Below are 24672 nucleotides of genomic sequence, written 5' to 3' on the forward strand. Positions count from 1 at the left end.
CGCCATGTAGGGTCAATTCTTACTGTGACAACAGGAGTCAACCGTGGTGCCATTTTTTGATAAATCACAAACCGTCGATAAGGCAAGCGCGCTGCCTGGCCGCACCACGCCAATGCCTGTCGCAACGCTCAACGTCGTCACCGAACACTCGATGACTCAGGTGCCGGCCGGCATGGAAGTGGCGATCTTCGCCATGGGCTGTTTCTGGGGCGTTGAGCGTCTGTTCTGGCAACAGCCGGGCGTCTACAGCACCGCCGCCGGCTACAGCGGCGGCTACACGCCGAACCCGACCTACCGCGAAGTGTGCAGCGGCCAGACCGGCCACGCCGAAGTGGTGCGCGTGGTGTTCGATCCGCAGGTCGTCAGCTACAAGCAGCTGCTGCAGGTGTTCTGGGAAAATCACGATCCGGCGCAGGGCATGCGCCAGGGCGGTGACGTCGGCACGCAGTACCGCTCGGCGATTTACACGCTGAGCCCAGAGCAGCAGGCCGAGGCGGAAAGCAGCCTGCAACGCTTCCAGCAGGCGATGGCGGCGGCGGGCGACAAGCGCGTCATCACCACCGAGATCGCGCCGGCGCTGCCGTTCTATTATGCGGAAGACGATCACCAGCAGTACCTGTTCAAAAACCCGGAAGGTTACTGCGGGCTGGGCGGCATCGGCGTTTGCCTGCCGCCGCAGGGCTGATCCGATGCCGGCCGGCGGCACTTTTTTAACCGCTGGCGGCCCCTGTGGGGCAACTGCTATACTGTGCGGGCCGCTTCTGCGGCCCGATAGCTTCCCTTCTGGTTGTTATCGCTGCTTTTTTTACTATGTACTACCCTTCCTCAAGAGCGCCGGCATCCCGTCGGCACGTATGGATAGATTATGTTAAACAGTATTTTACTGATTCTTTTTCTGATCGCGGTGAGTGCGTTTTTCTCACTGTCGGAAATCTCTCTGGCCGCCTCGCGCAAGATCAAACTGAAGCTGATGGCGGACGAAGGCAACATCAACGCCGCCAGAGTGCTTAAACTGCAAGAAACCCCAGGCATCTTCTTCACCGTGGTGCAGATCGGCCTGAACGCCGTGGCCATCCTCGGCGGTATCGTCGGCGACGCGGCGTTTTCCGGCACCTTCCAACAGTTCTTTATTCGCTTCCTGTCGCCCGAACTGGCGGAACAGGTCAGCTTCATCTGCTCCTTCGTGCTGGTGACCAGCCTGTTTATCCTGTTCGCCGATTTGACCCCGAAGCGCATCGGTATGATTGCACCAGAGACGGTCGCCGTCCGGATCATCAACCCGATGCGTTTCTCCATCATGATCTTCCGCCCGCTGGTGTGGTTCTTCAACGGCATGGCCAACCTGATCTTCCGCATGTTCAAGCTGCCGATGGTGCGTAAAGACGACATCACCTCCGATGACATCTACGCGGTGGTGGAAGCCGGTGCCCTGGCGGGCGTGCTGCGCAAGCAGGAGCACGAGCTGATTGAAAACGTGTTCGAACTGGAATCGCGCACCGTGCCGTCTTCGATGACCTCGCGCGAAAGCGTGGTGTACTTCGATCTGCGCGAAAGCGAAGAGAGCATCAAGGAGAAGGTCTCGACCCATCCGCACTCCAAGTTCCTGGTGTGCGACGGCCATATCGATCAGGTGGTGGGTTACGTCGATTCCAAAGACCTGCTGAACCGCGTGCTGGGCAACCAGAGCCTGGTGCTGAGCAGCGGCGTGCAGATCCGCTCGGCGCTGATTGTGCCGGACACGTTGACGCTGTCCGAAGCGCTGGAAAGCTTCAAAACCGCCGGCGAAGACTTCGCGGTGATCCTCAATGAATATGCGTTGGTGGTGGGCATCATCACCCTTAACGACGTGATGACCACGCTGATGGGCGATCTGGTCGGCCAGGGCCAGGAAGAGCAGATCGTGGCGCGCGACGAAAGCTCATGGTTGATTGAAGGCGGCACGCCGATCGACGACGTGATGCGCGTGCTGGATATCGACGAGTTCCCGCAGGCGGGCAACTACGAGACCATCGGCGGCTTTATGATGTATATGCTGCGCAAGATCCCGAAACGCACCGATTTCGTCAAATACGCCGGCTACAAGTTCGAAGTGGTGGATATCGACAGCTACAAGATAGACCAGCTGCTGGTCACCCGACTGAGCGACAAACCGGCGGCGGTGCTGCCGAAAGCGCCGGACGACACTCCGGCGGCCTGACGGCGCGAAGGACAAAAACATCAGCGGCCCCATCGGGGCCGCATTTTTTTACCGCTGTCAGCGAGGTGTTCACCCCATCTCGGTCTGCAACAGCAGCACCTGACGGTTCACTTCAGACATCACGCTGAAATGGCGCTTGTCACGAATCTTCGGCGGCAGGATTTTCCCCTCGTCGAATTCAAATGCGCCTACGTCCTTGATATACAGCCTTCCGCGAAACAGGGTCTTAACGTACTTTGCCACTTTCAAAGGGTTATAACGCTGGAAGATTCTCATTCTTTTACGCTCCTCCCGTTGATCCATGCGCTCAGCGAGCCGCCAAAGGTGGCAGCCTCGAAATTCAGAACGCAACTTGATTGCATGTAGTAGACCCAGTAAAGACCAGAACGTTCACTTCTGCCCGGATATCTACGCTGGATTTACACTTTTTGACAGAATTGTATATGATAATTTATAACGTTTTCAGGATATCCCTTCAAAATCTGATGATTAGCGAACCAAGGGAAAATCTGCGATCCGGTTAACAGGACAGACCTCTTATCACATCCTATGCTTTAGGCTGTCGAAGTGCTGTCGCACAAATTCCCCCCATTACAAGGAGAAAGCATGAAAACAAGTCGCATGCTGATGGTATCCCTGCTGCTCGCCCCGCTTTTCGCTTCCGCGCACAACTTCCAGCTCCAGCAGCGCGTGGCGCCGGTCGGCGTCAGCGACAAAGGAGAGCTCAACTACGCTGACGGTAATTTTAGCTACCAAAACTGGAACAGCGCGCAGCTCAGTGGAAAAGTGCGGGTGATACAACATATTGCCGGTCGCAGCTCCGCCAAAGACATGAACGACCCACTGATTGAAGCGATCAAGAAGGCGAAGCTACCACACGATCGTTACCAAACGACGACAATCGTCAACACCGACGATGCCCTGATGGGCACCGCGATGTTCGTGCGCAGCAGTATCGAAGACAGCAAGAAAGAGTTCCCGTGGTCGCAGTTTATCGTCGATAGCGACGGCAATGTGCGTAAGGCCTGGGATCTGCAGCCGAAAGGCTCCGCCATCGTGGTGCTGGATAAACAAGGGCGCATTCAGTTTGCTAAAGACGGCGCGCTGACGCCGGAAGAGGTGCAGCAGGTGATGTCCAAACTGCACCAGCTGTTGGCGAACTGATTCAGAACAGCGACACCCGGAAGCCGGGGTTGAGGAAAGATTCACGCGGGGTATAGAGCAACGGCTTGCCCTGCCAATCGTGAATTTGCGCCCCGGCGGCCACCGCCACCGCGTGTCCTGCAGCGGTATCCCAAATGTTGGTTGGCCCGAAGCGCGGATAAAGCTGCGCCTTACCTTCCGCCACCAGGCAGAACTTCAGTGAGGAACCGACGGACACGGTCTGGTGCTCGCCCAGCTGCTGCAGATAGTCTTTCAGCTCGTCGTCGATATGCGAGCGGCTTACCACCACCAGCGGCGGATGCGCGTTGCTGACGCCGATCGCCTGCCGCACGCCCTTCTCTTCTTTCCAGGCCTTGCCGCGCTCCGCCAGATACAACACGTCGATCGCCGGGGCGTACACCACGCCCATCACCGCCTGCCCGTCTTCAATCAGGGCGATATTGACCGTGAACTCGCCGTTGCGGTGCAAGAACTCTTTGGTGCCGTCCAGCGGATCGACCAGCCAGTAGCGCGTCCAGTTGCGGCGCTCTTCCCACGCCGGCGGATCCTCTTCCGACAGCAGCGGCACCTCCGGCGTCAACGCCGCCAGGCCGCGCTTGATGATGTGATGCGCCGCCAGATCGGCCGCCGTCACCGGTGAATCATCTTTTTTCTGTGCGACGTCAAGCGGTTGTTCACCGTCGTACACCGCCATGATCGCCGCCCCCGCCTCGCGGGACAGTTGGCAAATTCGCTCTAACATCATGCACCTCAACTCTGCATCTCCGTGGGAAATTTCCCTCTGTCTCTGCTAGCAGACTAGTTTTTTTTACGCCGAATATCCATCTCAACCGGCTAACCCCCGGGAATTCCTCAGATCTTGTTGGGCACAACTGTGAACTTCCCCGCGTTACCTGCCGCCGTTTTCTGCCACACTTCACAGTTTGCTGTGGCAAGCAATGTTAATTACATTTCCCTCTGCGATAACACTCGAATAATGGAATGGAGAGAGCCCAAAATGATGAAGCATCCCCTGACGCTGTCCGCGCTTGCGCTGCTGGTATGCGCCTCGGCGCAGGCGGCCACCGTCGACCTGCGCGTGCTGGAAACCACCGACCTGCACAGCAACATGATGGACTTCGATTATTACAAGGACACGCCGACCGACAAGTTCGGCCTGGTGCGCACCGCCAGCCTGATCCAACAGGCGCGCCAGCAGGCCGCCAACGCGGTGTTGGTGGATAACGGCGACATCATTCAGGGCAGCCCGCTCGGGGATTACATGGCGGCCAAGGGGCTGAAACCGGGCGACGTGCACCCGGTCTATAAGGCGATGAACACGCTGGACTATGTGGTCGGCAACATCGGCAACCATGAGTTCAACTACGGGCTGGACTACCTGAAGAACGCCATCGCCGGCGCCAAATTCCCGTACATCAACGCCAACGTCATCGACGCCAAAACGCAAAAACCGCTGTTCACGCCATACATCATCGTCGATACCCCGGTGAAGGATCGCGATGGCAAGGCGCATACGCTGCGCATCGGCTACATCGGCTTCGTGCCGCCGCAGATCCTGGTGTGGGACAAAGCCAACCTGCAGGGCAAAGTGACGGTGGACGACATCACCGCCACCGCCAAGCGCTACGTGCCGCAGATGCGTAAACAGGGCGCCGATCTGGTGGTGGCGATCCCGCATTCCGGGTTGTCCAGCGAGCCTTACAAGGCGATGGCGGAAAACTCGGTCTATTACCTCAGCCAGGTGCCCGGCATCGACGCCATCATGTTCGGCCACGCCCACGCGGTGTTCCCGAGCAAGGACTTCGCCAACATCAAAGGCGCGGATATCGACAAAGGCCTGCTGAATGGCGTACCGGCGGTGATGCCGGGCCAATGGGGCGACCATCTCGGCGTGGTCGATCTGCAGCTCAACAACGATGGCGGCAGTTGGAAAGTGACCGCCGCCAAAGCGGAAGCGCGGCCGATCTACGACAAAGAGAACAAGAAATCGCTGGCGGCGGAAGATGCCGCGCTGGTGAAGGTGTTGGCGGACGATCACAAAGGCACGCGCGAGTTCGTCAGCCAGCCGATCGGTAAATCCGACGGCAACATGTACAGCTACCTGGCGCTGGTGCAGGACGATCCGACGGTGCAGATCGTCAACAATGCGCAGAAGGCCTACGTCGAACATTACATCCAGGGCGACCCGGACCTGGCCGATCTGCCGGTGCTGTCCGCGGCGGCCCCGTTCAAGGTCGGCGGCCGCAAGAACGACCCCGCCAGCTTCGTCGAAGTGGAAAAAGGCCAGCTCACCTTCCGCAACGCCGCCGATCTCTATCTCTATCCCAATACGCTGGTAGTGGTGAAGGCCAGCGGCAAAGAGGTGAAAGAGTGGCTGGAGTGCTCCGCCGGCCAGTTCAACCAGATCGACGTCAACAGCGCCAAGCCGCAAGGCTTGATCAACTGGGACGGCTTCCGCACCTATAACTTCGACGTGATCGACGGCGTCAACTACCAGATCGACGTCAGCCAACCGGCGCGCTACGACGGCGAATGCCAGCTGATCAACGCTAAGGCGGAGCGCATCAAGCAGCTGACCTTCAACGGCAAGCCGATCGATCCGAACGCCACCTTCCTGGTTGCCACCAACAACTACCGCGCCTACGGCGGCAAGTTTGCCGGCACCGGCGACAAACATATCGCCTTCGCTTCGCCGGATGAAAACCGCTCGGTGCTGGCGGCCTACATCACCGCCGAAACCCAGCGGCATGGCGCGGTGCGCCCGCAGGCGGACAACAATTGGCGTTTGGCTAACTTCAGCAGCAAGCAGCCGCTGGATATCCGCTTCGAGACCTCGCCTTCGGACAAAGCGACGAAGTTTATCAAAGAGCACGCCCAATACCCGATGAGCGCCGCAGGCAGCGACAGCATCGGCTTCGCGGTTTATCGCATCGATTTAAGCGGTAAGTAACTCACTGTCACTGGCCGGCTCGCCCGGCCATTCATCGCCCGTCTGCGAGGCGCATAAAATAAGGGCGCCACGAAGGCGCCCAGAGTAATCCTCGGTGGGATTACAGGATTTCCAGCAGCTCGACGTCGAACACCAGCGCGCTGAACGGCGGGATGGACGCGCCTGCGCCACGCTCGCCGTAGGCCAGGTTGTGCGGGATATACAGCTGCCATTTGGAACCGACCGGCATCAGGGTCAGCGCTTCGATCCAGCCTGGGATCACGCCGCTGACCGGGAATTCTGCCGGCTGGCCGCGTTCAACCGAGCTGTCGAACACGTCGCCGTTGATCAGACGGCCGGTGTAGTGCACACGCACGCGATCCTGACGGGACGGGATTGGGCCGTTGCCCTGCTCCAGTACGGAGAACTGCAGGCCTGACTCGGTCAGCGTCACGTCGTCGCGCTTGGCGTTGTCGTCCAGGAATTTCTGGCCTTCAACGGCCATCGCCTGCTGGCGCTCGCGGCGCACCGCATCCGCACGCTCGTGGATTTCACGCAGCGCACGGTGCACCACGTCTACCGGAACCGCCGGGGCATTCCCTTCCAGCGCGTCGCGCAGACCCGCCAGCAAAGCTTCCGGTTGCAAACCTTCCAGCCCGGACTCTTGCAGCTGCTGGCCGACCTGTAAACCAATCCCGTAACTTGCTTGCGCTTCAACGCTGTCAAAAGAAGGGGTTGTCATGGGGTTTTCCTTAAGTCTGTAAAAAGTCGAAAGCGCAGCATAACAGCGCGTCAATGCCGGGTAAAATCTTGTGTGGAGAATGATGACTTTTGTCGTAGAAAAAGAAACAATAACCTTCTGTTAACGCCCGCAGCCGCAAACCCCGGCCCTGCCGCTCAGCCGCCTTTCACTTCAATCAGTTAGCGGACTATACTGAAAGCAGGATATCGGGCAGGCGACGCGCTTGCCGCGCCGCGCTTATTATTACGCCGTCGAAGAGAGGTCACCATGGGCAGAATCGCGCCCAGGAAAAGGAAAACCACCCGCATCTACCAGCCGCTGCTGCGCACCTGGCTGAACATCAGCCAGCGCCTGAAACCCGGCGCCGCACCCACGCAGGAAGACGCGGAGTCGCCATCGGAACCGCCGTCGGCCAACGACAAGATGCAGCGGGTCAAAGCGCTGCTGGCCAAAGTCTGGCATCTGCCGGACGGTTTCCATTGGATGGAACCACTGCCCTACTTTCACCGCCGCTGGGTGCTGATCTTCGGCATCATCCTGCTGCTGGCGTTGCTGTGGCCCTACTCGCCCGAAAGACAGCCGTTCCCGGTCTCTCAGCAGGAAACCAGCGTGCCGCTGCAGGCTGAGCTGCAAAACGGCGGTGGCGCCGCCACGCCGGCCAACGAACCGACGCCGGCGGGCAACTGGCAGCGTTATCAGATCCAGCCCGGCCAGACGCTGGCCCAGCTGTTTCGCGACAACAATCTGCCGGTGAATGAGGTGTTCGCCATGGCGCAGGTGGAAGGCGGCGACAAGCCGCTGAGCAACATGAAAGCCGGTCAGGAAGTGCGCATCGAACGCGACGCCAACGGCGTGATTAACGCGCTATCGGTCACCACCGTGGACAACAGCCAGGCGCTGTTCCGCCGCCAGGCCGACGGCAGCTACCGCCGGGAACGTTAATCGCTAAAGCTGCGCCAGCAGAAACTCGCGCAGCACTACGCCCTGGTTGTGCGCGGTATCTTTGCTGCCATACAGCAGCGTCAGCGCCTCCCCCTGCCGCAACAGCGCCACCAGCGGCTGCCAGGCGTCGTTGGCCGCCAGCTGTTGGCGGTAACGCGCCTCGAAGGCTTCCCACTGGTCGGTATGCTGATGGAACCACTTGCGCAGCTCGTCATCCGGCGCCACCTGTTTCAACCACTGCACGCCCGCCAGCCTCTCCTTGCTGATGCCGCGCGGCCATAGCCTGTCTATCAGATAGCAATGCGCCGGCGCCGGCGCGCTGAAGTCGTAAACCCGCTGTAGCGTAATCGTTGCCATCACACGCTCTCCCTTTTCATCCCGTCTTCTAGCGTAGCGCGTTTTGCCGGGCGCAGAAAAGCAAAACGCCAGCGCGAGGCTGGCGTTTTAACCGGGTTAACAGCAGCGTAAATTACGCTTCTGCAACCACTACTACATTCAGCTGTGCGAACACGTCGCTGTGTACCTGGAAGTGCACTTCGTGCTCACCAGTGGTACGCAGAACGCCGTTCGGCAGACGAACTTCGCTCTTGGCAACTTCAACGCCTGCCGCAGTCACTGCGTCAGCGATGTCGCGGGTGCCGATAGAGCCGAACAGTTTACCTTCGTCGCCAGATTTGGAAGCGATGGTCACTGAACCCAGTTCGTTGATCTTGGTTGCGCGAGCTTCAGCAGCAGCCAGAACGTCAGCCAGTTTGGCTTCCAGTTCAGCACGGCGTGCTTCGAAGAACTCAACGTTTTTCTTGGTAGCAGGAACAGCTTTGCCCTGTGGTACCAGGAAGTTACGAGCGTAGCCCGCTTTAACGTTAACTTGATCACCCAGGCTGCCCAGGTTTGCTACTTTATCAAGCAGAATAACTTGCATTACCTTATCCTCTCAAAGTCGTTAATGGACAGTGGCCGATTACTGATGACGATCAGTGTACGGCAACAAAGACAGGTAGCGCGCGCGCTTGATAGCACGGGCCAGCTGGCGCTGATATTTTGCACGAGTACCGGTGATACGGCTCGGTACAATTTTACCACTTTCGGTGATGTAGTTTTTCAGCGTAGCGATGTCTTTATAGTCAATCTCTTGAACGCCTTCCGCGGTGAAACGGCAGAACTTGCGACGACGGAAATAACGTGCCATTTGGCTAGTCTCCAGAATCTATCAATTCAATCTGCTCGGCATGCAGAACCAATTTGCTCAGCCCGTTGCGCCCTTGATGGCAGCTTACAAAGCCTTGCACGGTAATCTGACTGCCGACCGTTAATCTTTGAGTTAGTGCTTGTGACTGTTGTCCGCTGACAACCACGGGCATTCGGCACCATGCTTGTCTGCTGAATCCGGCTTCCATCTGCTGCGAACGGTGCTCTAGCACAAATTGGCAGTGCGGTATCCCGGAAGGACTCACTTTTCGAACCGGCGCCTTGCACACAGTGCCCGACAAAACCAGACGATTAGCCGTCACGGCGGCAATTACTCTTCAGAATCCCCAGCATCTGCATCATCTGCGGTTTCGTTAGCGAAGTCTTCGCGGCGATCGCCACGACGTTCGTCTTTCGCTTTAACCATCGGAGATGCTTCAGTTACCGCGTGCTTAACGCGCATAACCATGCTGCGGATAACGGCGTCGTTGAAGCGGAAGTTAGTTTCCAGCTCATCGATCGCTTCCTGCGGCGCTTCAACGTTCAGCAGAACGTAGTGAGCTTTGTGCAGTTTGTTGATCGGATAAGCCAGCTGACGGCGGCCCCAGTCTTCCAGACGGTGAATCTGACCTTGCGCGTTAGTGATGGTAGCACTGTAACGCTCGATCATGCCCGGAACCTGTTCGCTTTGGTCAGGATGGACCATAAAAACGATTTCGTAATGACGCATCGAATTGCTCCTTACGGATTATTCAGCCTCCTGTCAGGGTCAACCGCGGCCCATGGAAGCAAGGAACGTGTTTAGTGTGCGGCTGAAAAATGACGCGTAATCATACTGACGCAGGGCGGGAAACTCAAGGACTGCGTGGGTTTTATTCGCGTTATTGAGAGGGGGTATGGGAAATAGCACGATTTGCTCGCGGGTGAACCTATGTACGCCGATCCATCAGTTTCAAAAATCTTTCAATGAAATCAGCGCTGAGTCACAAATCTATTTCATTTTTTTTGAAAAAGGCCATCAAAACGCCCCGCTTTTTAATCCGCCGCAACCGACTAAAATTAACCTTATCCGCCGCAGACAGCGCGACGAAAAAGATTCCAGGTTATTCAATGCAGATAAATGACTTTTTGCCGCAGCGACACTCGCTGTCAGGCCGTAACGGCAAAAAGTAAGAGAGGCACTATGAAACGCATCATTCTAGCGACGGCGCTTGCCGCCCTGTTCTCCGCCAACGTGATGGCCGCGACGGAGATCTCCTCGCACCAGGCCGATCAACGCCAGAGCGTTGGCTTCGTCACCCTGAACCAGAACGTGGTCTCGCCGGATGACGCCAGCAGCCAGGTCAGTAAAATCGCCGATCAACGCGGTGCAAGCTCTTATCGCATCATCGCCCTGCATGAACCGGGCGACAACAGCACGATGCACGTTAGCGCCGAGCTGTACCGTTAAAAAGACGCGCCACGCCAGGGAAATCCCCAGGGCTTCATCAGAAAGCCCGTTCAGTCCGCATCGGAGCGCCGCCTGTCGGGCGCTCCACTTCCTCACCCATCACAGTTTGAGCAACGTCGGCGCGCTGAACGCCTTGCCCGGATTGTGCAATTGCAGCGCCATCCGCATATAGTTTGTCCGTACCTGCAGCAGTTCGGCGCTTTCCTCCAGCGTCGCCCGCTGCTCGAAGGAGAGCGAGCCGGCCTTCGCGGTTTGCGCGGCCGCCGCTTTCGGCGCGGAGGCGAACAGCGCCGTCATGTTTTGCACCGTATGCGCGGTGATGCGCGACAGCGGATTTGCCTTGTTTTGCCGCGCCTTGCCGTCGGCTGCCCCCAGCATCTCACTGAAGGCCATTGAGTTAAGATCGGCGCGCGCTTTCATCGTTCCCGCCAGCCCGCGCGCTGTCTCGGCCGTATTGCTGATACCCTTTATCATGCTCTCCGCTCCTTGCCGCCCCTGAAAGAATTCACGCTGACATTCTCCTCCGCCATGCGTCAAACAATGACCGAAACAGCCTACAGAGAGCACCGCAATTCCACGCATCGCGCCCGGAGGCGCATTACAATTCGCGGCGAAAGAAATCGGTGGTGGCGGACAGCGCCAGCGGCGTGATGCGATGCTTCACGCCCGGCTCGACGAGCGATGTCAAACGGCCGTCCGCACCTTGCTGCCGCAGTTCAGCCGCCAAACGCAGGCTGTCCGCCGCCGGCACCACGTCGTCCGTCTCGCCGTGCCACAGCAGCAGCGGCCGCCCTGCAATCTGCGCCAAACGTCCTTCCAGCTCATACTCCGCCAGCACGGCGGTGCGCGCCGCAAACGCCGTCGGCGAGAGCGCCTCGCCCGTCTCGCCCAACGGCGGATACAGCGTTTGCGCCAGCGCACGGTAATAGCCGGAACCCATCAGGCTGGCGGCCGCACGGATCCACGGAAAGCGCGCGAAGGCGCCAAGCGCGGTCATGCCGCCCATTGAGGCGCCGGCGACGCCGATGCGGCCGTCGGCGATCAGGCCAAGCCGCTCAAAATGCGCGTTGATCTGCGGCAATTCATCGATATTGCTGCGCAGGATCTCCCAGAATGACGCCAGGCGCCGCGCCTCATCGCCGTCGAATCGCTCGCCGTGCCGATCGGCATCCGGCAACACCGCCCGAAAACCGGCGCGCGCCAGCGCATAGGCGAAATAAGCGTACACCTCTTTCGACGAGGTATAGCCATGGCAGAAGAACACCGTCGGCAGCGGCCGATGATACTGCCCCGCCGGCACAGCATGGATCACCGCGATATCGCCAACCCGCTCGTCATGAATTTCGATCATCCGTTCATCCTCAACTCACCTGTTGGCATTCATCATGACAAACTTGCGCGAAGCAGCGTTAGCTCAATCTGTTACAGCTTATATTGCGTTACACTGAAGCCATCGCACCGGCGCTTACGAGGTCACCATGACGATTGCCCGCACACTCATTACCCTGACGCTGGCCGCACAGCTTTCCGCCTGCGGCATCATGACCACTACGCCGAAACCGCCGCCGCCCCCCACCGCTCAGGCGCAGGAGATCGTCCGCGCGCAGACCGCCGAGCTGGTGAAAATGGGCACCGTCACCGCCGTGGTGCGCGGCAGCCCGATGGACGTGGAAGCGGAGATCCAACGCAAGGCCACCGCCGCCGGTGCCCGTTATTACGTGATCATCATGAACAGCGAAACCGTCGTGCCGGGCCAATGGTATTCCCAGGCGATCCTGTATCGTTAAGGCGGGGATTTTTTAAGCAGCTTTACACTGGCTTTGCACTGGCTGAAGAAGGGTGTTGCACACTGAGGGACAGCATGCCGCATGTTGCGGGTGTCGATTCAGGATCTGACGAAGGGGAACGCCATGAAACGCTCCACCGCACTCACCTCCCTCTTGCTTTCCATGGGATTGCTCAGCACCGGCGCACAGTCCGCCGAGCTGGCGCCCGCCGATCGCGTGACGCCGCTCAGTGAAATCGCCGAGATCACCTTCAACGATTTGCCCGGCTCACCGCAGGAGGCGGAACTGGCCATCGCCCGCACCGCCGACCAACACGGAGCCAGCTATTACCGCATCCTGCGGATGGAAGAGCAGGCGCACCCGCTTGGCTGGCGCGCCTCGGCCATCTTATACCTTTAGTAGCTCATGCAAGCCGCATTCAACACCCCGCCGCTGACGGAGACGCCCCCCAGGAAAATCCCGGCGGCCAGGTGATTCGCTTCTATCTTGTCGCTGATGCGCGGCATGTAGATCTTCACGGCGGCGAACAGCAGCAGTTGCACCACCAGCGCCACCACGCCCCACAGCAGGTAATCCAGCAGGCTGATCGAGTTGATCGCCGCGCTGGCCAGCGGGATCACATATCCCAGGCAAGCGCCGATAAAAGCGAAGGCGGCGGATTGATTATCGGCCTTGATCAGCGCCCATTCGTCGTGCGGGGTGATGCGGGTATAGACGAACAGAAACACCAAAATCATGGCGAAGCCGCTGAAGAAGTAAGAGGCGAACGCCGCCAACGCGCTGAGAATATCCATGTGCATTTTCCTGTCAGAGTGAGGCTGAATTAAAAAGGTTTTCGCCGCCGGGCGCCACCCTTTTCCCTAACCGCCGATGGCGCGGTTCAGCAGCAGTTCGCACGCCTCGGCCGACAGCAGGCTATCGCCGCGGTGATCCAGCGTCAGGTGGCACCAGGCGTCGGCGATCTGCGGGCTGGCGTGCTGCAGCAGCTGCGCGGCGCAGCACAGGTCGAACAGCTGTTGAGTCAGCAGCCGCCCCATCTCCTCGCTCGGTTGCCGGGCACGCTGCTGCCACTGCCGCCAGGCGTGATCGAACAACCGATTCTGGCCGCGCACCGGCTGCAGCTCGAACTGCAACATCTCGAGCGCGCCCGGCAGTTTATGCAGACTGCGCAACACGTCCAGACACATGATGTTGCCGGAGCCCTCCCAGATGCTGTTCACCGGCATTTCACGGTACAGGCGCGGCAGCTCGCTCTCCTCGCAGTAACCGATGCCGCCCAGCACCTCCATCGCCTCGGCGATGAACGGCATGCCCTGACGGCAAATGCTGTATTTGGCCGCCGGGGTCAGCAGCCGGCTGTAGATCAGTTCGCCTTCATTGCTGCGGCTCTCCCAGGCGCGGGCCAGCCGGAACAGCAACGCGGTATGCCCTTCCAGCCGCAGCGCCATGCGCGCCAAGACCTGGCGCATCAGCGGTTGTTCTATCAACAACTTGCCGAACGCCTGCCGCTGCAGCGCATGATACAGCGCCACCGACAGCCCGCGGCGCATCAGGCCGTGGCTGCCCAGCGAACAGTCGAAACGGGTCAGGCCGCCCATCTTCAGGATATGCCGCACCCCGTCGCCCTCATCGCCCAGCAGCCAGGCAGTGGCGTCCTGAAACTCCACCTCGCTGCTGGCATTGGAGCGGTTGCCCAGCTTGTCTTTCAACCGCTCAAGGCGAATGGCGTTGCGGCTGCCGTCCGGCAAAATGCGCGGCAGGAAGAAACAGGACAGCCCGCCTTCGGCCTGCGCCAGCACCAGGTGCGCATCGCTTTGCGGCACCGAGAAAAACCACTTGTGCCCCACCAGCCGGTAGGCTTCGCCCGGCCCGCGCGCGCCGAGCGGCGTGGCGGTGGTGGTATTGCTCAAGACATCGGAGCCGCCCTGCTTCTCTGTCATGCCCATGCCGATCAGCAGGCCGCGCTTTTGCCCGCCCGGCAGCAGATGAGCGTCATAACGATCCGACAGCAGCGGCGTCAGCCAGGCGCGAAACTCGGCCGGTAACGCCTGCAGCAGCAGCGGCGTGGCGCCGAAGGTCATGGTCACCGGGCAGAGCGTGCCGGCCTCGACCTGCGCATGCAGCATAAAGCGCGCGGCGCGCGCCACGAAGGAACCGATGCGCGCATCCTCCTGCCAGGGCAGGTTGTGCACCCGGTTGGCGATCAGCCCCTGCATCAGGATATGCCAGGCCGGGTGAAAGCGAACGTCGTCCAGCCGCTGGCCGGTGGCATCGTAGCGCAGCAGCTCCGGCGGGTTGGCGTTGGCCAGCCGCCCCAGCTCCAGCGACTCCTGCGTGCCGAGCTGCTGGCCCAGCGAAGCCAATACCTCGGCGTCCCAACCGCCTTGCTCGCGCTGCAACGCTTCGCGCAGCGGCGTATCGGAGAGAAACAGGTTGCTGTTGCCCAGCGGCTTGGGTTGGTTAAAAACGGTGTGCGTAGTCCAGACCATGAGAGTGCTCCCTGAAAAAAGCGTCAGGGGTAAGTATGGTCGGCGCAGAGATTTCTGCCGCAGGCGGGATCACAAGAGGGGGAATTAACGGGAGCACGGCGCCCCCGTCAGAAGAATCAGCCGCGCTGGCGCACCGCTTCGAACAGGCAGATGCCGGTGGCGACCGACACGTTCAGTGAAGAGACGGTACCGGCCATCGGGATGCTGATCAGCTCATCGCAGTGTTCGCGGGTCAGGCGGCGCATGCCTTCGCCTTCCGCGCCCATCACCAGCGCCATCGGGCCGGTCATTTTGCTTTGATACAGCGTATGGTCGGCTTCGCCAGCGGTGCCGACGACCCAGACATTCATCTCTTGCAGCAGACGCAGCGTGCGCGCCAGATTGGTCACGCGGATCAACGGCACGTTTTCGGCGGCGCCGCAGGCCACTTTCTTGGCAGTGGCGTTCAACTGGGCGGAACGATCGCGGGGCACGATCACCGCGTGCACGCCGGCCGCATCGGCGCTGCGCAGGCAGGCGCCGAGGTTATGCGGGTCGGTCACGCCGTCCAGCACCAGCAGGAATGGCGTTTCCACGCTCTCCAACAGGCCCGGCAGATCGTTCTCCTGATACTGACGCCCTTCGCGCACCCGGGCGATGATCCCCTGGTGCACCGCGCCTTCAACCTTGTCATCCAGCCATTGGCGGTTCGCCACCTGGATCACGATGCCGGTCGCTTCCAGCTCGGCGATCAGCGGCTGCAGGCGGCGATCTTCGCGGCCTTTCAGGATAAACACTTCCAGGAAGCGTTGCGGATCGCGCTCTAACAGGGCTTTGACGGCGTGGATGCCGTAAATAATTTCGCTCATTATGCTCTTTTAAAGTCGTGCGGCCGGCGATAACCGGCCGATGGTAACGATGTGCGGCAGGTTAAGCCTGCTCGGCACCTTTCTTCTTGGCTGCGCGTTTGGCTTTGGTCGCCGCCGCGATTTTCCGCGTTTTGTCGGACGCTTTCTTGGCTTTCTTTTTCGCCTTCTTCACGTTGTCCGCGGGCTTGGCGTCATCCTGCTTGCGGAAGGCGCTGTCCGGCTCGAAGTTGGCCGGCGGTTTGCCGCCGCGGCGCTTGCCGCGCCCCGCATTGCCGCTGTCGCGCAGCGTGCGCTGGCCGCCCTTCTTGGCGCGATCGCGCTCGGTTTTGCCTTCACCGCGCGCTTTGCGGGTGCTGGACACCAGCGCGAAGTCGATCTTGCGCTCGTCCATATGCACCGCATCCACGCGGATCTCCACCGTATCCCCCAGGCGATAGACCGTGCCGGAAGACTCGCCGATCAGGCGCTGGCCGATATTATCGTAGCGATAGTAATCATTATCCAGCGTTGATACGTGCACCAGCCCGTCGATGAACAGATCGTTCAGGCGCACGAAGAAGCCGAAGCCGGTCACGCTGGAGATGATGCCGCTGAACACTTCACCGACGTGATCCTGCATGAAGTCGCACTTCAGCCAGTCGGCGACGTTGCGCGTCGCTTCGTCCGCGCGGCGCTCGGTCATCGAACAGTGTTCGCCCAGCTGCAGCATCTCTTCGAATTCGCTGTGCCAGCCGCCGGTCGGCGTCCAGCGCTCTTTCGGCTCGCCGTGTTCTTTAGCCAGCTGGTATTTGATCGCACGGTGCAGCGCCAGATCCGGATAACGGCGGATCGGCGAGGTGAAGTGGCCGTAAGACGCCAGCGCCAGGCCGAAGTGACCGCGGTTTTCCGGATCGTAAATCGCCTGTTTCATCGAGCGCAGCAGCATGGTTTGCAGCATTTCGTGGTCAGGGCGCTCGGACACTTCATCCATCAGCACCGCATAGTCCTTCGGCTGCGGCTTGTTGCCGCCGCCCAGCGTCAGCCCCAGCTCGCTCAGCACGCTGCGCAGCGCAGAGATGTGGTCGTCGCTCGGACGATCGTGCACGCGGTACAGCGCCGGCTCGTTGCGTTTCTCGACGAAGCGCGCGGCCGCCACGTTGGCCATGATCATGCACTCTTCGATCAGCTTGTGGGCGTCGTTGCGCACCGTCGGCTCCACGCGCTCGATGCGGCGTTCGGCGTTGAAGATGAATTTGGCTTCTTCGGTTTCAAACGCGATGCCGCCGCGCTCGGCGCGCGCCTTATCCAGCACCTTGTACATGGCGTGCAGCTCTTCCAGGTGCTTGACCAGCGGGTGGTAATGCTCGCGCAGCTCCTGATCGCCCTGCAGAATGTGCCACACCTTGTTGTAGGTCAGGCGGGCGTGGGAGCTCATCACCGCCTCGTAGAACTTGGCCGTGGACAGGCGCCCCTGGGCGGAGATGGTCATCTCGCACACCATGCACAGGCGATCGACCTGCGGGTTCAGGGAGCACAGCCCGTTGGACAGCACTTCCGGCAGCATCGGGATCACCTGCGACGGGAAATACACCGAGTTGCCGCGGCTGCGCGCTTCGTCGTCCAGCGCGGTGCGTGGACGCACATAGTAGCTGACGTCGGCGATCGCTACCCACAGGCGCCAGCCGCCGCCGCGTTTTTTCTCGCAGTACACGGCATCATCGAAGTCGCGCGCGTCTTCACCGTCGATGGTGACCAACGGCAGCTTGCGCAGATCGACGCGGCCCTTCTTGGCCGCTTCCGGCACCTGTTCGCTGAGATCGGCCACCTGCTTTTCCACCTGCGGCGGCCAAGTATGCGGGATCTCATGGGTGCGCAGCGCGATATCCACCGCCATGCTGGTGCCCATTTTGTCGCCGAGGATCTCGACGATCTTGCCGACCGCTTTGGTGCGGCGGGTTGGGCGCTGAGTCAGCTCCACCACCACCATGTAGCCCATGCGCGCGCCGCTGACGCTGTCCGCCGGGATCAGAATATCGAAGCTCAGACGGCTGTCGTCCGGTACTACGAAGCCGGTACCGGCATCCATGAAGAAGCGGCCGACGATCTGGCTGGTTTTCGGCACCAGCACGCGCACAATGCGCGCTTCGCGACGCCCTTTGCGATCCGCGCCCAGCGCCTGCGCCAGCACCACGTCACCGTGGATCGCCATTTTCATCTGTTCGGCGGACAGGTACAGATCGTCTTTGCTGCCTTCAACGCGCAGGAAGCCGTAGCCGTCGCGGTGGCCAATCACCGTGCCGCGCAGCAGGTCCAAACGTTCCGGCAGCGCGTAGCACTGGCGGCGGGTAAACACTAACTGGCCATCGCGCTCCATGGCGCGCAGGCGGCGGCGCAGCGCTTCCAGCTGTTCTTCGCCGCTGAGGCCCAATTCGTTGCCCAGTTCTTCGCGGCTGGCCGGCGTTTCTCGTTTCGCCAAATGGGCCAGGATATATTCACGGCTGGGGATGGGAGATTCGTATTTTTCTGCTTCTCGTTCCAGGAATGGATCTTGTGACATTGCGGTTCCTCCGTTGTCATCAGCAGGATGACGTTGAGCCTTGTCTTCTCAACGTCGTTTTATTCGACAAGCAATAGCTTGTAGAGCGGCGGATTGTCTTCGACCATGTCGGCCAACGTATGCTTATCCAGCTCTTCAAGGAAATTCTGTACGCCCTGTTGGAGCACCTGCTTCAATCGGCAGGCAGGGGTGATGTGGCAAAACTCGCTGCTGCAGTTAACCAGCGCAAGCGGCTCCAGCGCCCGCACGACATCGCCGAGGCGAATGCTCTCGGCCGGTTTGCCCAAACGGATGCCGCCATGCTTGCCGCGCACCGCCGTGACAAAACCGACCCGGCTCAACTGATTGATGATCTTCACCATATGGTTGCGAGACACGCCATACACCTCGGTCACTTCCGAGATACTGGTCATCTTGTCCTGCGGCAACGAGGCCATGTAGATCAACGCCCGCAGACCATAATCAGTAAAACTTGTTAACTGCACATCTTACCTCTGGGTATGACTTTACCCGTCTGATACGCCGCTTTTCGGCGCTATTCAAAAGATTACTCATTGGATAATAAACCAGCCGGAGAGTTCGTCGCTAATTATTTAGCGAATCCCGCGCCCTAAGGCGGGTTTATGAAAGGATTTTTTGACGTGAAACCGCAATCGGGGGGAGTCAGGATAAAAACAAACCGGGACGCGCCCGGTTTGTTTAATGCCGCAAAGCCTGATTATGCGTCGAACGGGTCGCGCAGGATCATGGTTTCGCTGCGATCCGGGCCGGTAGAGATGATGTCTACCGGTACGCCGGTCACTTCTTCGATGCGCTTGATGTAGTTCAGCGCAGCCTGAGGCAGCTTGCTGTGCTCTTTCACGCCAAAGGTGGTTTCGCTCCAGCCCGGCATGGTTTCGTAGATAGGCTCAATGCCTTCCCAGCCTTCAGCCGCCAGCGGAGTGGTGTCCACTTCACGGCCGTCCGGCATGCGGTAACCCACGCAGATCTTCACTTCTTTCAGGCCGTCCAGGACGTCCAGTTTGGTCAGGCAGAAGCCGGACAGGGAGTTGATCTGCACCGCGCGACGCACCGCTACCGCGTCCAGCCAGCCGGTACGACGACGACGGCCGGTGGTGGCGCCGAACTCGTTACCCTGCTTGCACAGGTACTCGCCGGTTTCATCGAACAGTTCGGTTGGGAACGGGCCTGCACCCACGCGAGTGGAGTAGGCTTTCACGATGCCCAGCACGTAGTCCACATAACGCGGGCCGATGCCGGAACCGGTAGCCACGCCGCCGGCGGTGGTGTTGGAAGAGGTCACGTACGGGTAAGTACCGTGGTCGATATCCAGCAGGGTGCCCTGAGCGCCTTCGAACATGATCAGATCGCCACGCTTGCGCGCGCCGTCCAGCAGTTCGGAAACGTCAACCACCATCGCGGTCAGGATATCGGCGATAGACAGCACGTAGTCCAGCGTCGCCTGATAATCGACGGCTTCAACTTTGTAGTAGTTGACCAGTTGGAAGTTGTGGTAATCGACGATCTCTTTCAGCTTAACGGCGAAGGTTTCTTTGTTGAACAGATCGCCGACGCGCAGACCGCGACGAGCCACTTTATCTTCGTAAGCCGGGCCGATGCCGCGACCGGTGGTGCCGATCGCTTTCGCGCCGCGCGCTTTCTCACGCGCGTTATCCAACGCAACGTGGTAAGGCAGGATCAACGGGCAAGCTTCAGAGAGTAACAGACGTTCGCGTACCGGGATGCCACGCGCTTCGAGTTCACCCATTTCTTTCATCAACGCGTCCGGCGCCAGAACAACACCGTTGCCGATGATGCTGGTGACGTTTTCACGCAGAATGCCTGAAGGAATTAAATGAAGAACGGTTTTTTCACCGTTGATTACCAGAGTGTGGCCAGCGTTATGGCCACCTTGGTAGCGCACAACATATTGAGCCCGTTCAGTCAGCAGGTCTACAACCTTGCCTTTACCTTCGTCACCCCATTGGGTGCCCAGTACGACGACGTTCTTACCCATTTTTCAAAATCACCGATTGCTTAAAAATGGATTCTACCACCGTAATTTTCGATTTTCAGCACTTTTAGCATACGATTGCATAAATTTTGGGCTAGACTTTAAAGACCCGTGCGGCCGCTCAACATGTAGTAGATCACGCAGCCCGCAACCACTATTCCACCGCCAAATCGCCGCAGCGTCGCGTCCGGCAACTGCGACATCGCCACAATCATTTTGCGCCAGGCCTGCGGAAACAGCATCGGCCCCAATCCTTCCAGCACCAGGACCAGCCCGAGCGCCAGCCAAATCGTTGAGTTCATGCATCCCCCAAAAACGAGAAAGGGCCCGCGAAAACGGGCCCTCGATCAGATTGCCTGCCGCGCTTATTTGCGCAGGGTATCAGGCGACTTCATGTAGCGGAAGAAATCGCTGTCCGGGCTCAGTACCAGCACGTCCTGGTTGTCCTTGAAGCTGGCTTCATAGGCACGCAGGCTGCGGATAAAGGCATAGAAGTCCGGATCCTGGCTGAACGCATTGGCGAACAGCTTGGCTGCTTCAGCATCGCCTTCACCACGGGTGATACGCGCCTGACGCTCGGCTTCCGCCAGGGTACGGGTCACTTCGTAGTCCGCGCTGGCGCGCAGTTTCTCGGCTTCTTCCTGGCCCTGCGAGCGCAGGCGACGGGCTACCGCTTCACGCTCGGCGCGCATACGCTGGTAGATGGCGTCGGAGACTTCGGCCGGCAGGTTGATCTGCTTGATACGCACGTCGATCACTTCGATGCCCAACGCCGCCATGCTGTTCGGGTTCACCTGCGGCTGTTTGCCGGTGGTTTCCCGCTCAACGCGCGCCGCCGCAGAGGCGATAGCGTCATCGGCTTCGGTGGTCGCCACTTCTTCGCCGTCACCCACGGTGCCGGTGTTCAGCGCGTCACGCACGTCAGACATCAGCTTGCCGCGCGAGTCGGTCACGATGTCTTTCACGTCCAGGCGGCCGATTTCGGAACGCAGACGGTCGCTGAACTTACGCTTCAGCAGCACTTCGGCCTGGGAGACGTCGCCGCCGCCGGTCGCCAGATAGTAGCGGCTGAAGTCGCTGATGCGCCACTTCAGATAGGAGTCAACGATCAGGTCTTTCTTCTCGCTGGTCACGAAGCGATCGGCCTGGTTGTCCATGGTCTGGATACGCGCATCCAGGTTCTTCACGGTCTCAATGAACGGGATCTTGAGGTGCAGACCCGGCGCATACACCAGCGGCTTGTTTTCGCCGTCGCGCAGCACTTTGCCGAAGCGCAGCACAATGCCGCGCTGGCCTTCCTGCACCACGAACAGCGAAGCGTACAGCACCACCAGCACCGCGAGGACAATAACTACAAAAGACTTACGCATTGATTACTCTCTCCCTACGCGAGTGGTGTCGTCACGCTGCGCATTCGCCCGGCGCTGATCCATAACCGATCCGCTGCTGGTGCGCGGGGTGCTGCTGTTGGCAGCCGGTGCTGGATTCGGATTGAGGCGAATCAGGCTGGTATCCTTGTTGCCGCTCTCCGTCGCCGCGCCTTGGCCGCGCAGCATCTGATCCAGCGGCAGCACCATCAGGTTGTTGCCTTTGTCGCTCACCAACACCTTACGGGTATGGCCCAGCACTTTTTCCATGGTTTCGATATACAGACGCTCGCGGGTGATCTGCGGGGCGGACTTGTATTCCGGCAACAGCTTGGCAAAGCGCGCCACCTCACCCTGAGCTTCCAGGACGGTGCGGTCTTTATAAGCCTTGGAGTCTTCCAGCAGACGCTGCGCCTGGCCGTTCGCACGCGGCTGAACTTCGTTGGCGTAAGCTTCCGCTTCACGGATGTATTGCTGCTCGTTCTCACGCGCGGCGATCGCATCGTCGAACGACGCCTTCACCTCTTCCGGCGGACGCGCCGCCTGGAAGTTGACGTCCAGCAGCGTGATGCCCATGTTGTAAGGACGAATGGTCTCTTCCAGCATGCGCTGCGTATCGTTACGCACCACGGTACGGCCTTCGGTCAGGATGCGATCCATCGAGTATTTGCCGATCACGCCGCGCAGGGCGCTGTCGGTCGCCTGGCTCAGGCTGTCGTCGGCATTGACGACGCTGAACAGGTACGCTTCCGGGTTGGTCACGCGGTACTGCACGTTCATTTCCACGCGCACCACGTTTTCATCGGAGGTCAGCATCACGCCGGACGCCGCCAGCTCACGCACGGACTCCACGTTCACCGGACGCACGTCGTCGATGAAGGTCGGCTTCCAGTTCAGGCCCGGCTGCACCAGGTGGCTGAACTTACCGAAACGCGTCACAACGCCGCGCTCGGCTTCCTTGATGGTGTAGAAGCCGCTGGCGGCCCAGATCACCACCACGGCAACCGCCGCGATACCGATAATGCGGCCGCTGAAGCCCGGACCGGAGGCCCCGGTGCCGCCGCTATTGCTGTTGGAGCCTTTGCCCCCGCCAAAACCGCTCAATTTCTTGCTCAGTTTGCGGAAGATATCATCCAAATCAGGTGGCCCTTGATCACGACCGCCTTTGTTGTTACCGCCAGAGTTGCCGCCATTGTTATTGCTGCTCCCCCACGGGTCGCGGTCCTGTCCGTTATTACCGGGCTGATTCCACGCCATGTTTTAGCTCCATATTCTGTGATTGGGTACTTCAGGCTTTCGCGAAGCATAAATGTAACAGGATATGATCATACGATAAAGTCAATCAGGTCCTGTTCTTGCTTGCAGAGACGACGCCATTCGACGATCGGCATTCGCACCACCACGCCAATGCTGCCGTCCTCTTCGTTCCACTCTTTTTCAATCGCCTGAAGCTGGTAAAAACGGCTGCGAAGACGGCCTGCCCGTGGCGGTAAGCGCAATTCGTAATGCGCGATCTCCCCCGATAAGCGCTCCGTCAACGCCTGATACAGCAACGGAATACCCTCTCCGCTGGCGGCGGACAGCCACACCCGGATCGGCAGGTTTTCATCGTTGCGGTCGATACGCGGCACAAAATCGTCCAGCATATCTATTTTGTTCATCACTAACAGTGTAGGGATTTCATCCGAGTCTATCTCCGCCAGCACGGTGTTCACCGCGTCGATGTTCTCGTCGACGCGCGGATCCGCCGCGTCGATGACGTGCAGCAGCAAAGAGGCCTGGCGCGTCTCCTGCAGCGTCGCCTTGAAGGCGGCCACCAGATCGTGCGGCAGGTGCCGGATAAAGCCTACGGTATCCGCCAACACGGTATCCCCCACGTCCGGCACATCAATGCGCCGCAACGTAGGATCCAGGGTGGCAAATAGCTGGTCCGCCGCATACACCTCGGCAGACGTTATTCGGTTAAACAGGGTGGATTTGCCGGCGTTGGTATAGCCCACCAGCGATACGGTCGGCACATCGGCGCGGGTCCGCGCACGTCGGCCTTGTTCACGCTGCTTCTCTACCCGCTCCAGGCGGCGCAGAATCAAGCTGATGCGATCGCGTAACAGGCGACGGTCGGTCTCAAGCTGGGTTTCCCCCGGCCCGCGCAGGCCTATCCCCCCTTTTTGCCGCTCCAGGTGCGTCCAGCCGCGTACCAGACGCGTGGCGATGTGACGCAGCTGCGCCAGCTCCACCTGCAGCTTACCTTCATGGGTGCGGGCACGCTGGGCGAAAATGTCTAAAATCAGCCCGGTGCGATCGATCACCCGGCATTCGCACAGGCGCTCGAGGTTTCTTTCCTGCGCCGGGGAAAGGGAATGATCAAACAGGACAACAGACGCGCCGCTGGCTTTCACCGCATCTGCAATTTCTTCGGCCTTTCCTTCGCCGACAAAGTACTTCGGATGCGGGGCTTTGCGGCTACCAGTCACCACTTGCAAAGCTTCGACACCGGCTGAGGAGACCAGCGATTCGAACTCGCTGAGATCTTCCGTATCTTTGTCTTGCGAGAAATAGATATGAACCAGTACGGCCTGCTCACCGGCTTCATAACGGTCAAACAAGCGTGCAACCTCTCAAACGGACACTCACCGTGAGTTTGGGGGACATAAACAGCACGCGGCTGCTTATGCTCCCCGTCATGGTTGACTTGCAACGCGCTTTATTCAGCGTCATCGCTTTCCTGCTGCGGCTGTTGCTGCGCAGACGGATTGTTACCATGGTGATAGTTGCTTGAACCGCCGCTCGGATTGTTGCTGTGATGCGAGACCGGGCGTGACGGGACAACGGTAGAGATAGCGTGCTTGTACACCATCTGGCTAACCGTGTTCTTCAACAGGATGACAAACTGGTCAAAAGACTCAATCTGGCCTTGCAGCTTAATACCATTCACCAAATAAATAGAAACCGGAACACGTTCACGACGCAATGCGTTCAGGAACGGATCTTGCAAAGATTGCCCCTTAGCCATTCTATC

Annotated in this window: 30 protein-coding genes; 9 read left to right on the plus strand and 21 right to left on the minus strand. The window is 59.6% G+C overall.

Annotation, left to right across the window (positions count from 1 at the left end; all coding sequences use genetic code 11):
- The first annotated feature begins 46 nt into the window (after positions 1–46).
- Together msrA and ACJ8M3_RS16045 are read left to right on the plus strand one after the other, a co-directional pair.
- Positions 47–685 carry a peptide-methionine (S)-S-oxide reductase MsrA gene (msrA, locus tag ACJ8M3_RS16040; protein ID WP_089195519.1) on the plus strand — a complete coding sequence of 213 codons (639 nt, stop codon included), beginning with the start codon at positions 47–49 and terminating at the stop codon, positions 683–685.
- A 180-nt stretch (positions 686–865) separates the two neighbouring features.
- Entirely contained in the window at positions 866–2197 is a 1332-nt protein-coding gene (locus tag ACJ8M3_RS16045; RefSeq protein ID WP_033641641.1) for a hemolysin family protein, read from the plus strand.
- Between the two features lie 69 nt (positions 2198–2266).
- Here ACJ8M3_RS16045 and ACJ8M3_RS16050 read toward each other — a convergent pair whose 3' ends face one another.
- Positions 2267–2473 (minus strand): DUF1107 domain-containing protein, encoded by a 207-nt coding sequence (locus tag ACJ8M3_RS16050; protein ID WP_004933604.1) that lies wholly within the window; start codon positions 2471–2473, stop codon positions 2267–2269.
- Positions 2474–2803: 330 nt separating this feature from the next.
- Between ACJ8M3_RS16050 and ACJ8M3_RS16055 the strand changes: the two genes are divergently transcribed.
- Complete coding sequence (locus ACJ8M3_RS16055) at positions 2804–3361, plus strand: YtfJ family protein (RefSeq protein WP_025159587.1); 558 nt, start codon at positions 2804–2806, stop codon at positions 3359–3361.
- Between the two features lies 1 nt (position 3362).
- On the opposite strand, the gene cysQ is transcribed toward ACJ8M3_RS16055, so the two are convergent.
- Complete coding sequence (gene cysQ, locus ACJ8M3_RS16060) at positions 3363–4103, minus strand: 3'(2'),5'-bisphosphate nucleotidase CysQ (protein ID WP_033644177.1); 741 nt, start codon at positions 4101–4103, stop codon at positions 3363–3365.
- Between the two features lie 255 nt (positions 4104–4358).
- Between cysQ and ACJ8M3_RS16065 the strand changes: the two genes are divergently transcribed.
- The gene (locus ACJ8M3_RS16065; protein WP_033651488.1) at positions 4359–6311 is read left to right on the plus strand and encodes a bifunctional 2',3'-cyclic-nucleotide 2'-phosphodiesterase/3'-nucleotidase; all 1953 of its coding nucleotides are present in this window, start codon (positions 4359–4361) and stop codon (positions 6309–6311) included.
- Between the two features lie 100 nt (positions 6312–6411).
- Here the strand turns inward: ACJ8M3_RS16065 and fklB are convergent, their stop codons facing one another.
- On the minus strand, positions 6412–7032 hold the full coding sequence (gene fklB, locus ACJ8M3_RS16070; RefSeq protein ID WP_004933618.1) for an FKBP-type peptidyl-prolyl cis-trans isomerase: 621 nt from the start codon (positions 7030–7032) through the stop codon (positions 6412–6414).
- A 267-nt stretch (positions 7033–7299) separates the two neighbouring features.
- Here fklB and ACJ8M3_RS16075 point away from each other — a divergent pair, with 267 nt between their 5' ends.
- Positions 7300–7974 carry an OapA family protein gene (locus ACJ8M3_RS16075; RefSeq protein ID WP_046688104.1) on the plus strand — a complete coding sequence of 225 codons (675 nt, stop codon included), beginning with the start codon at positions 7300–7302 and terminating at the stop codon, positions 7972–7974.
- Positions 7975–7977: 3 nt separating this feature from the next.
- Here ACJ8M3_RS16075 and ACJ8M3_RS16080 read toward each other — a convergent pair whose 3' ends face one another.
- The 5 genes from ACJ8M3_RS16080 to rpsF all read right to left on the minus strand — a co-directional run bounded on the left by ACJ8M3_RS16080 (position 7978) and on the right by rpsF (position 9892).
- Positions 7978–8331: a DUF488 domain-containing protein gene (locus tag ACJ8M3_RS16080; protein WP_033641634.1), complete on the minus strand. Its 354-nt coding sequence runs from the start codon at positions 8329–8331 to the stop codon at positions 7978–7980.
- 112 nt (positions 8332–8443) lie between these two features.
- Complete coding sequence (gene rplI / locus ACJ8M3_RS16085) at positions 8444–8896, minus strand: 50S ribosomal protein L9 (protein ID WP_004933629.1); 453 nt, start codon at positions 8894–8896, stop codon at positions 8444–8446.
- A 39-nt stretch (positions 8897–8935) separates the two neighbouring features.
- Positions 8936–9163, minus strand: a complete 228-nt coding sequence (gene rpsR, locus ACJ8M3_RS16090; RefSeq protein ID WP_000135199.1) for a 30S ribosomal protein S18 — start codon at positions 9161–9163, stop codon at positions 8936–8938.
- Between the two features lie 4 nt (positions 9164–9167).
- A complete protein-coding gene (gene priB / locus ACJ8M3_RS16095; protein WP_049233092.1) occupies positions 9168–9485 on the minus strand; it encodes a primosomal replication protein N in 318 nt (105 codons plus the stop codon).
- An 8-nt stretch (positions 9486–9493) separates the two neighbouring features.
- Positions 9494–9892 carry a 30S ribosomal protein S6 gene (gene rpsF, locus ACJ8M3_RS16100; RefSeq protein ID WP_004933634.1) on the minus strand — a complete coding sequence of 133 codons (399 nt, stop codon included), beginning with the start codon at positions 9890–9892 and terminating at the stop codon, positions 9494–9496.
- A 236-nt stretch (positions 9893–10128) separates the two neighbouring features.
- On the opposite strand from rpsF, the gene ACJ8M3_RS16105 reads away from it, so the two are divergent.
- Both ACJ8M3_RS16105 and ACJ8M3_RS16110 read left to right on the plus strand, forming a co-directional pair.
- Positions 10129–10335: a hypothetical protein gene (locus ACJ8M3_RS16105; RefSeq protein WP_129993662.1), complete on the plus strand. Its 207-nt coding sequence runs from the start codon at positions 10129–10131 to the stop codon at positions 10333–10335.
- 10 nt (positions 10336–10345) lie between these two features.
- The gene (locus tag ACJ8M3_RS16110; protein ID WP_033638913.1) at positions 10346–10612 is read left to right on the plus strand and encodes a DUF1471 domain-containing protein; all 267 of its coding nucleotides are present in this window, start codon (positions 10346–10348) and stop codon (positions 10610–10612) included.
- A gap of 99 nt (positions 10613–10711) precedes the next feature.
- Here ACJ8M3_RS16110 and ACJ8M3_RS16115 read toward each other — a convergent pair whose 3' ends face one another.
- Together ACJ8M3_RS16115 and yjfP are read right to left on the minus strand one after the other, a co-directional pair.
- On the minus strand, positions 10712–11086 hold the full coding sequence (locus tag ACJ8M3_RS16115) for a hypothetical protein (protein ID WP_089197608.1): 375 nt from the start codon (positions 11084–11086) through the stop codon (positions 10712–10714).
- A 124-nt stretch (positions 11087–11210) separates the two neighbouring features.
- Complete coding sequence (gene yjfP / locus ACJ8M3_RS16120) at positions 11211–11963, minus strand: esterase (RefSeq protein ID WP_033651491.1); 753 nt, start codon at positions 11961–11963, stop codon at positions 11211–11213.
- Between the two features lie 127 nt (positions 11964–12090).
- Here yjfP and bsmA point away from each other — a divergent pair, with 127 nt between their 5' ends.
- Both bsmA and ACJ8M3_RS16130 read left to right on the plus strand, forming a co-directional pair.
- Positions 12091–12399 (plus strand): biofilm peroxide resistance protein BsmA, encoded by a 309-nt coding sequence (bsmA, locus tag ACJ8M3_RS16125; RefSeq protein WP_033651492.1) that lies wholly within the window; start codon positions 12091–12093, stop codon positions 12397–12399.
- Positions 12400–12522: 123 nt separating this feature from the next.
- Entirely contained in the window at positions 12523–12798 is a 276-nt protein-coding gene (locus tag ACJ8M3_RS16130) for a DUF1471 domain-containing protein (RefSeq protein ID WP_025305027.1), read from the plus strand.
- On the opposite strand, the gene ACJ8M3_RS16135 is transcribed toward ACJ8M3_RS16130, so the two are convergent.
- The 11 genes from ACJ8M3_RS16135 to hfq form a co-directional block, all read right to left on the minus strand.
- Positions 12795–13193, minus strand: a complete 399-nt coding sequence (locus ACJ8M3_RS16135; protein WP_015376394.1) for a DUF350 domain-containing protein — start codon at positions 13191–13193, stop codon at positions 12795–12797. The genes ACJ8M3_RS16130 and ACJ8M3_RS16135 overlap by 4 nt on opposite strands.
- Before the next feature lie 66 nt (positions 13194–13259).
- A complete protein-coding gene (locus tag ACJ8M3_RS16140; RefSeq protein ID WP_089195386.1) occupies positions 13260–14888 on the minus strand; it encodes an isovaleryl-CoA dehydrogenase in 1629 nt (542 codons plus the stop codon).
- A gap of 116 nt (positions 14889–15004) precedes the next feature.
- Complete coding sequence (gene rlmB / locus ACJ8M3_RS16145) at positions 15005–15736, minus strand: 23S rRNA (guanosine(2251)-2'-O)-methyltransferase RlmB (protein ID WP_004933653.1); 732 nt, start codon at positions 15734–15736, stop codon at positions 15005–15007.
- A gap of 61 nt (positions 15737–15797) precedes the next feature.
- Complete coding sequence (rnr, locus tag ACJ8M3_RS16150; RefSeq protein ID WP_033651494.1) at positions 15798–18272, minus strand: ribonuclease R; 2475 nt, start codon at positions 18270–18272, stop codon at positions 15798–15800.
- A gap of 59 nt (positions 18273–18331) precedes the next feature.
- Positions 18332–18757: a nitric oxide-sensing transcriptional repressor NsrR gene (gene nsrR, locus ACJ8M3_RS16155; protein ID WP_015376391.1), complete on the minus strand. Its 426-nt coding sequence runs from the start codon at positions 18755–18757 to the stop codon at positions 18332–18334.
- Positions 18758–18990: 233 nt separating this feature from the next.
- Entirely contained in the window at positions 18991–20289 is a 1299-nt protein-coding gene (locus ACJ8M3_RS16160) for an adenylosuccinate synthase (RefSeq protein WP_025159583.1), read from the minus strand.
- 98 nt (positions 20290–20387) lie between these two features.
- Positions 20388–20588 (minus strand): DUF2065 domain-containing protein, encoded by a 201-nt coding sequence (locus tag ACJ8M3_RS16165; RefSeq protein WP_004933666.1) that lies wholly within the window; start codon positions 20586–20588, stop codon positions 20388–20390.
- A 63-nt stretch (positions 20589–20651) separates the two neighbouring features.
- On the minus strand, positions 20652–21656 hold the full coding sequence (hflC, locus tag ACJ8M3_RS16170) for a protease modulator HflC (RefSeq protein WP_004933669.1): 1005 nt from the start codon (positions 21654–21656) through the stop codon (positions 20652–20654).
- A 3-nt stretch (positions 21657–21659) separates the two neighbouring features.
- Complete coding sequence (gene hflK / locus ACJ8M3_RS16175; protein WP_033641626.1) at positions 21660–22910, minus strand: FtsH protease activity modulator HflK; 1251 nt, start codon at positions 22908–22910, stop codon at positions 21660–21662.
- Positions 22911–22978: 68 nt separating this feature from the next.
- The gene (hflX, locus tag ACJ8M3_RS16180) at positions 22979–24259 is read right to left on the minus strand and encodes a ribosome rescue GTPase HflX (RefSeq protein ID WP_033641625.1); all 1281 of its coding nucleotides are present in this window, start codon (positions 24257–24259) and stop codon (positions 22979–22981) included.
- 98 nt (positions 24260–24357) lie between these two features.
- Complete coding sequence (gene hfq / locus ACJ8M3_RS16185; protein ID WP_004933678.1) at positions 24358–24666, minus strand: RNA chaperone Hfq; 309 nt, start codon at positions 24664–24666, stop codon at positions 24358–24360.
- Between the last annotated feature and the right edge of the window lie 6 nt (positions 24667–24672).

Source organism: Serratia sp. CY55921, from assembly GCF_052167655.1.
In the GTDB taxonomy this organism is placed as follows: Bacteria; Pseudomonadota; Gammaproteobacteria; order Enterobacterales; family Enterobacteriaceae; genus Serratia; species Serratia ureilytica.

What these genes read in the sequence shown, in the direction of transcription:
- ACJ8M3_RS16045 (WP_033641641.1), top strand. Translation starts at nt 866, where the DNA reads ATGTTAAACAGTATTTTACTGATTCTTTTTCTGATCGCGGTGAGTGCG.
- ACJ8M3_RS16050 (WP_004933604.1), bottom strand. Translation starts at nt 2,473, where the DNA reads ATGAGAATCTTCCAGCGTTATAACCCTTTGAAAGTGGCAAAGTACGTT.
- ACJ8M3_RS16055 (WP_025159587.1), top strand. Translation starts at nt 2,804, where the DNA reads ATGAAAACAAGTCGCATGCTGATGGTATCCCTGCTGCTCGCCCCGCTT.
- cysQ (WP_033644177.1), bottom strand. Translation starts at nt 4,103, where the DNA reads ATGTTAGAGCGAATTTGCCAACTGTCCCGCGAGGCGGGGGCGGCGATC.
- ACJ8M3_RS16065 (WP_033651488.1), top strand. Translation starts at nt 4,359, where the DNA reads ATGATGAAGCATCCCCTGACGCTGTCCGCGCTTGCGCTGCTGGTATGC.
- fklB (WP_004933618.1), bottom strand. Translation starts at nt 7,032, where the DNA reads ATGACAACCCCTTCTTTTGACAGCGTTGAAGCGCAAGCAAGTTACGGG.
- ACJ8M3_RS16075 (WP_046688104.1), top strand. Translation starts at nt 7,300, where the DNA reads ATGGGCAGAATCGCGCCCAGGAAAAGGAAAACCACCCGCATCTACCAG.
- ACJ8M3_RS16080 (WP_033641634.1), bottom strand. Translation starts at nt 8,331, where the DNA reads ATGGCAACGATTACGCTACAGCGGGTTTACGACTTCAGCGCGCCGGCG.
- rplI (WP_004933629.1), bottom strand. Translation starts at nt 8,896, where the DNA reads ATGCAAGTTATTCTGCTTGATAAAGTAGCAAACCTGGGCAGCCTGGGT.
- rpsR (WP_000135199.1), bottom strand. Translation starts at nt 9,163, where the DNA reads ATGGCACGTTATTTCCGTCGTCGCAAGTTCTGCCGTTTCACCGCGGAA.
- rpsF (WP_004933634.1), bottom strand. Translation starts at nt 9,892, where the DNA reads ATGCGTCATTACGAAATCGTTTTTATGGTCCATCCTGACCAAAGCGAA.
- ACJ8M3_RS16105 (WP_129993662.1), top strand. Translation starts at nt 10,129, where the DNA reads ATGAAATCAGCGCTGAGTCACAAATCTATTTCATTTTTTTTGAAAAAG.
- ACJ8M3_RS16110 (WP_033638913.1), top strand. Translation starts at nt 10,346, where the DNA reads ATGAAACGCATCATTCTAGCGACGGCGCTTGCCGCCCTGTTCTCCGCC.
- ACJ8M3_RS16115 (WP_089197608.1), bottom strand. Translation starts at nt 11,086, where the DNA reads ATGATAAAGGGTATCAGCAATACGGCCGAGACAGCGCGCGGGCTGGCG.
- yjfP (WP_033651491.1), bottom strand. Translation starts at nt 11,963, where the DNA reads ATGATCGAAATTCATGACGAGCGGGTTGGCGATATCGCGGTGATCCAT.
- bsmA (WP_033651492.1), top strand. Translation starts at nt 12,091, where the DNA reads ATGACGATTGCCCGCACACTCATTACCCTGACGCTGGCCGCACAGCTT.
- ACJ8M3_RS16130 (WP_025305027.1), top strand. Translation starts at nt 12,523, where the DNA reads ATGAAACGCTCCACCGCACTCACCTCCCTCTTGCTTTCCATGGGATTG.
- ACJ8M3_RS16135 (WP_015376394.1), bottom strand. Translation starts at nt 13,193, where the DNA reads ATGGATATTCTCAGCGCGTTGGCGGCGTTCGCCTCTTACTTCTTCAGC.
- ACJ8M3_RS16140 (WP_089195386.1), bottom strand. Translation starts at nt 14,888, where the DNA reads ATGGTCTGGACTACGCACACCGTTTTTAACCAACCCAAGCCGCTGGGC.
- rlmB (WP_004933653.1), bottom strand. Translation starts at nt 15,736, where the DNA reads ATGAGCGAAATTATTTACGGCATCCACGCCGTCAAAGCCCTGTTAGAG.
- rnr (WP_033651494.1), bottom strand. Translation starts at nt 18,272, where the DNA reads ATGTCACAAGATCCATTCCTGGAACGAGAAGCAGAAAAATACGAATCT.
- ACJ8M3_RS16160 (WP_025159583.1), bottom strand. Translation starts at nt 20,289, where the DNA reads ATGGGTAAGAACGTCGTCGTACTGGGCACCCAATGGGGTGACGAAGGT.
- ACJ8M3_RS16165 (WP_004933666.1), bottom strand. Translation starts at nt 20,588, where the DNA reads ATGAACTCAACGATTTGGCTGGCGCTCGGGCTGGTCCTGGTGCTGGAA.
- hflC (WP_004933669.1), bottom strand. Translation starts at nt 21,656, where the DNA reads ATGCGTAAGTCTTTTGTAGTTATTGTCCTCGCGGTGCTGGTGGTGCTG.
- hflK (WP_033641626.1), bottom strand. Translation starts at nt 22,910, where the DNA reads ATGGCGTGGAATCAGCCCGGTAATAACGGACAGGACCGCGACCCGTGG.
- hfq (WP_004933678.1), bottom strand. Translation starts at nt 24,666, where the DNA reads ATGGCTAAGGGGCAATCTTTGCAAGATCCGTTCCTGAACGCATTGCGT.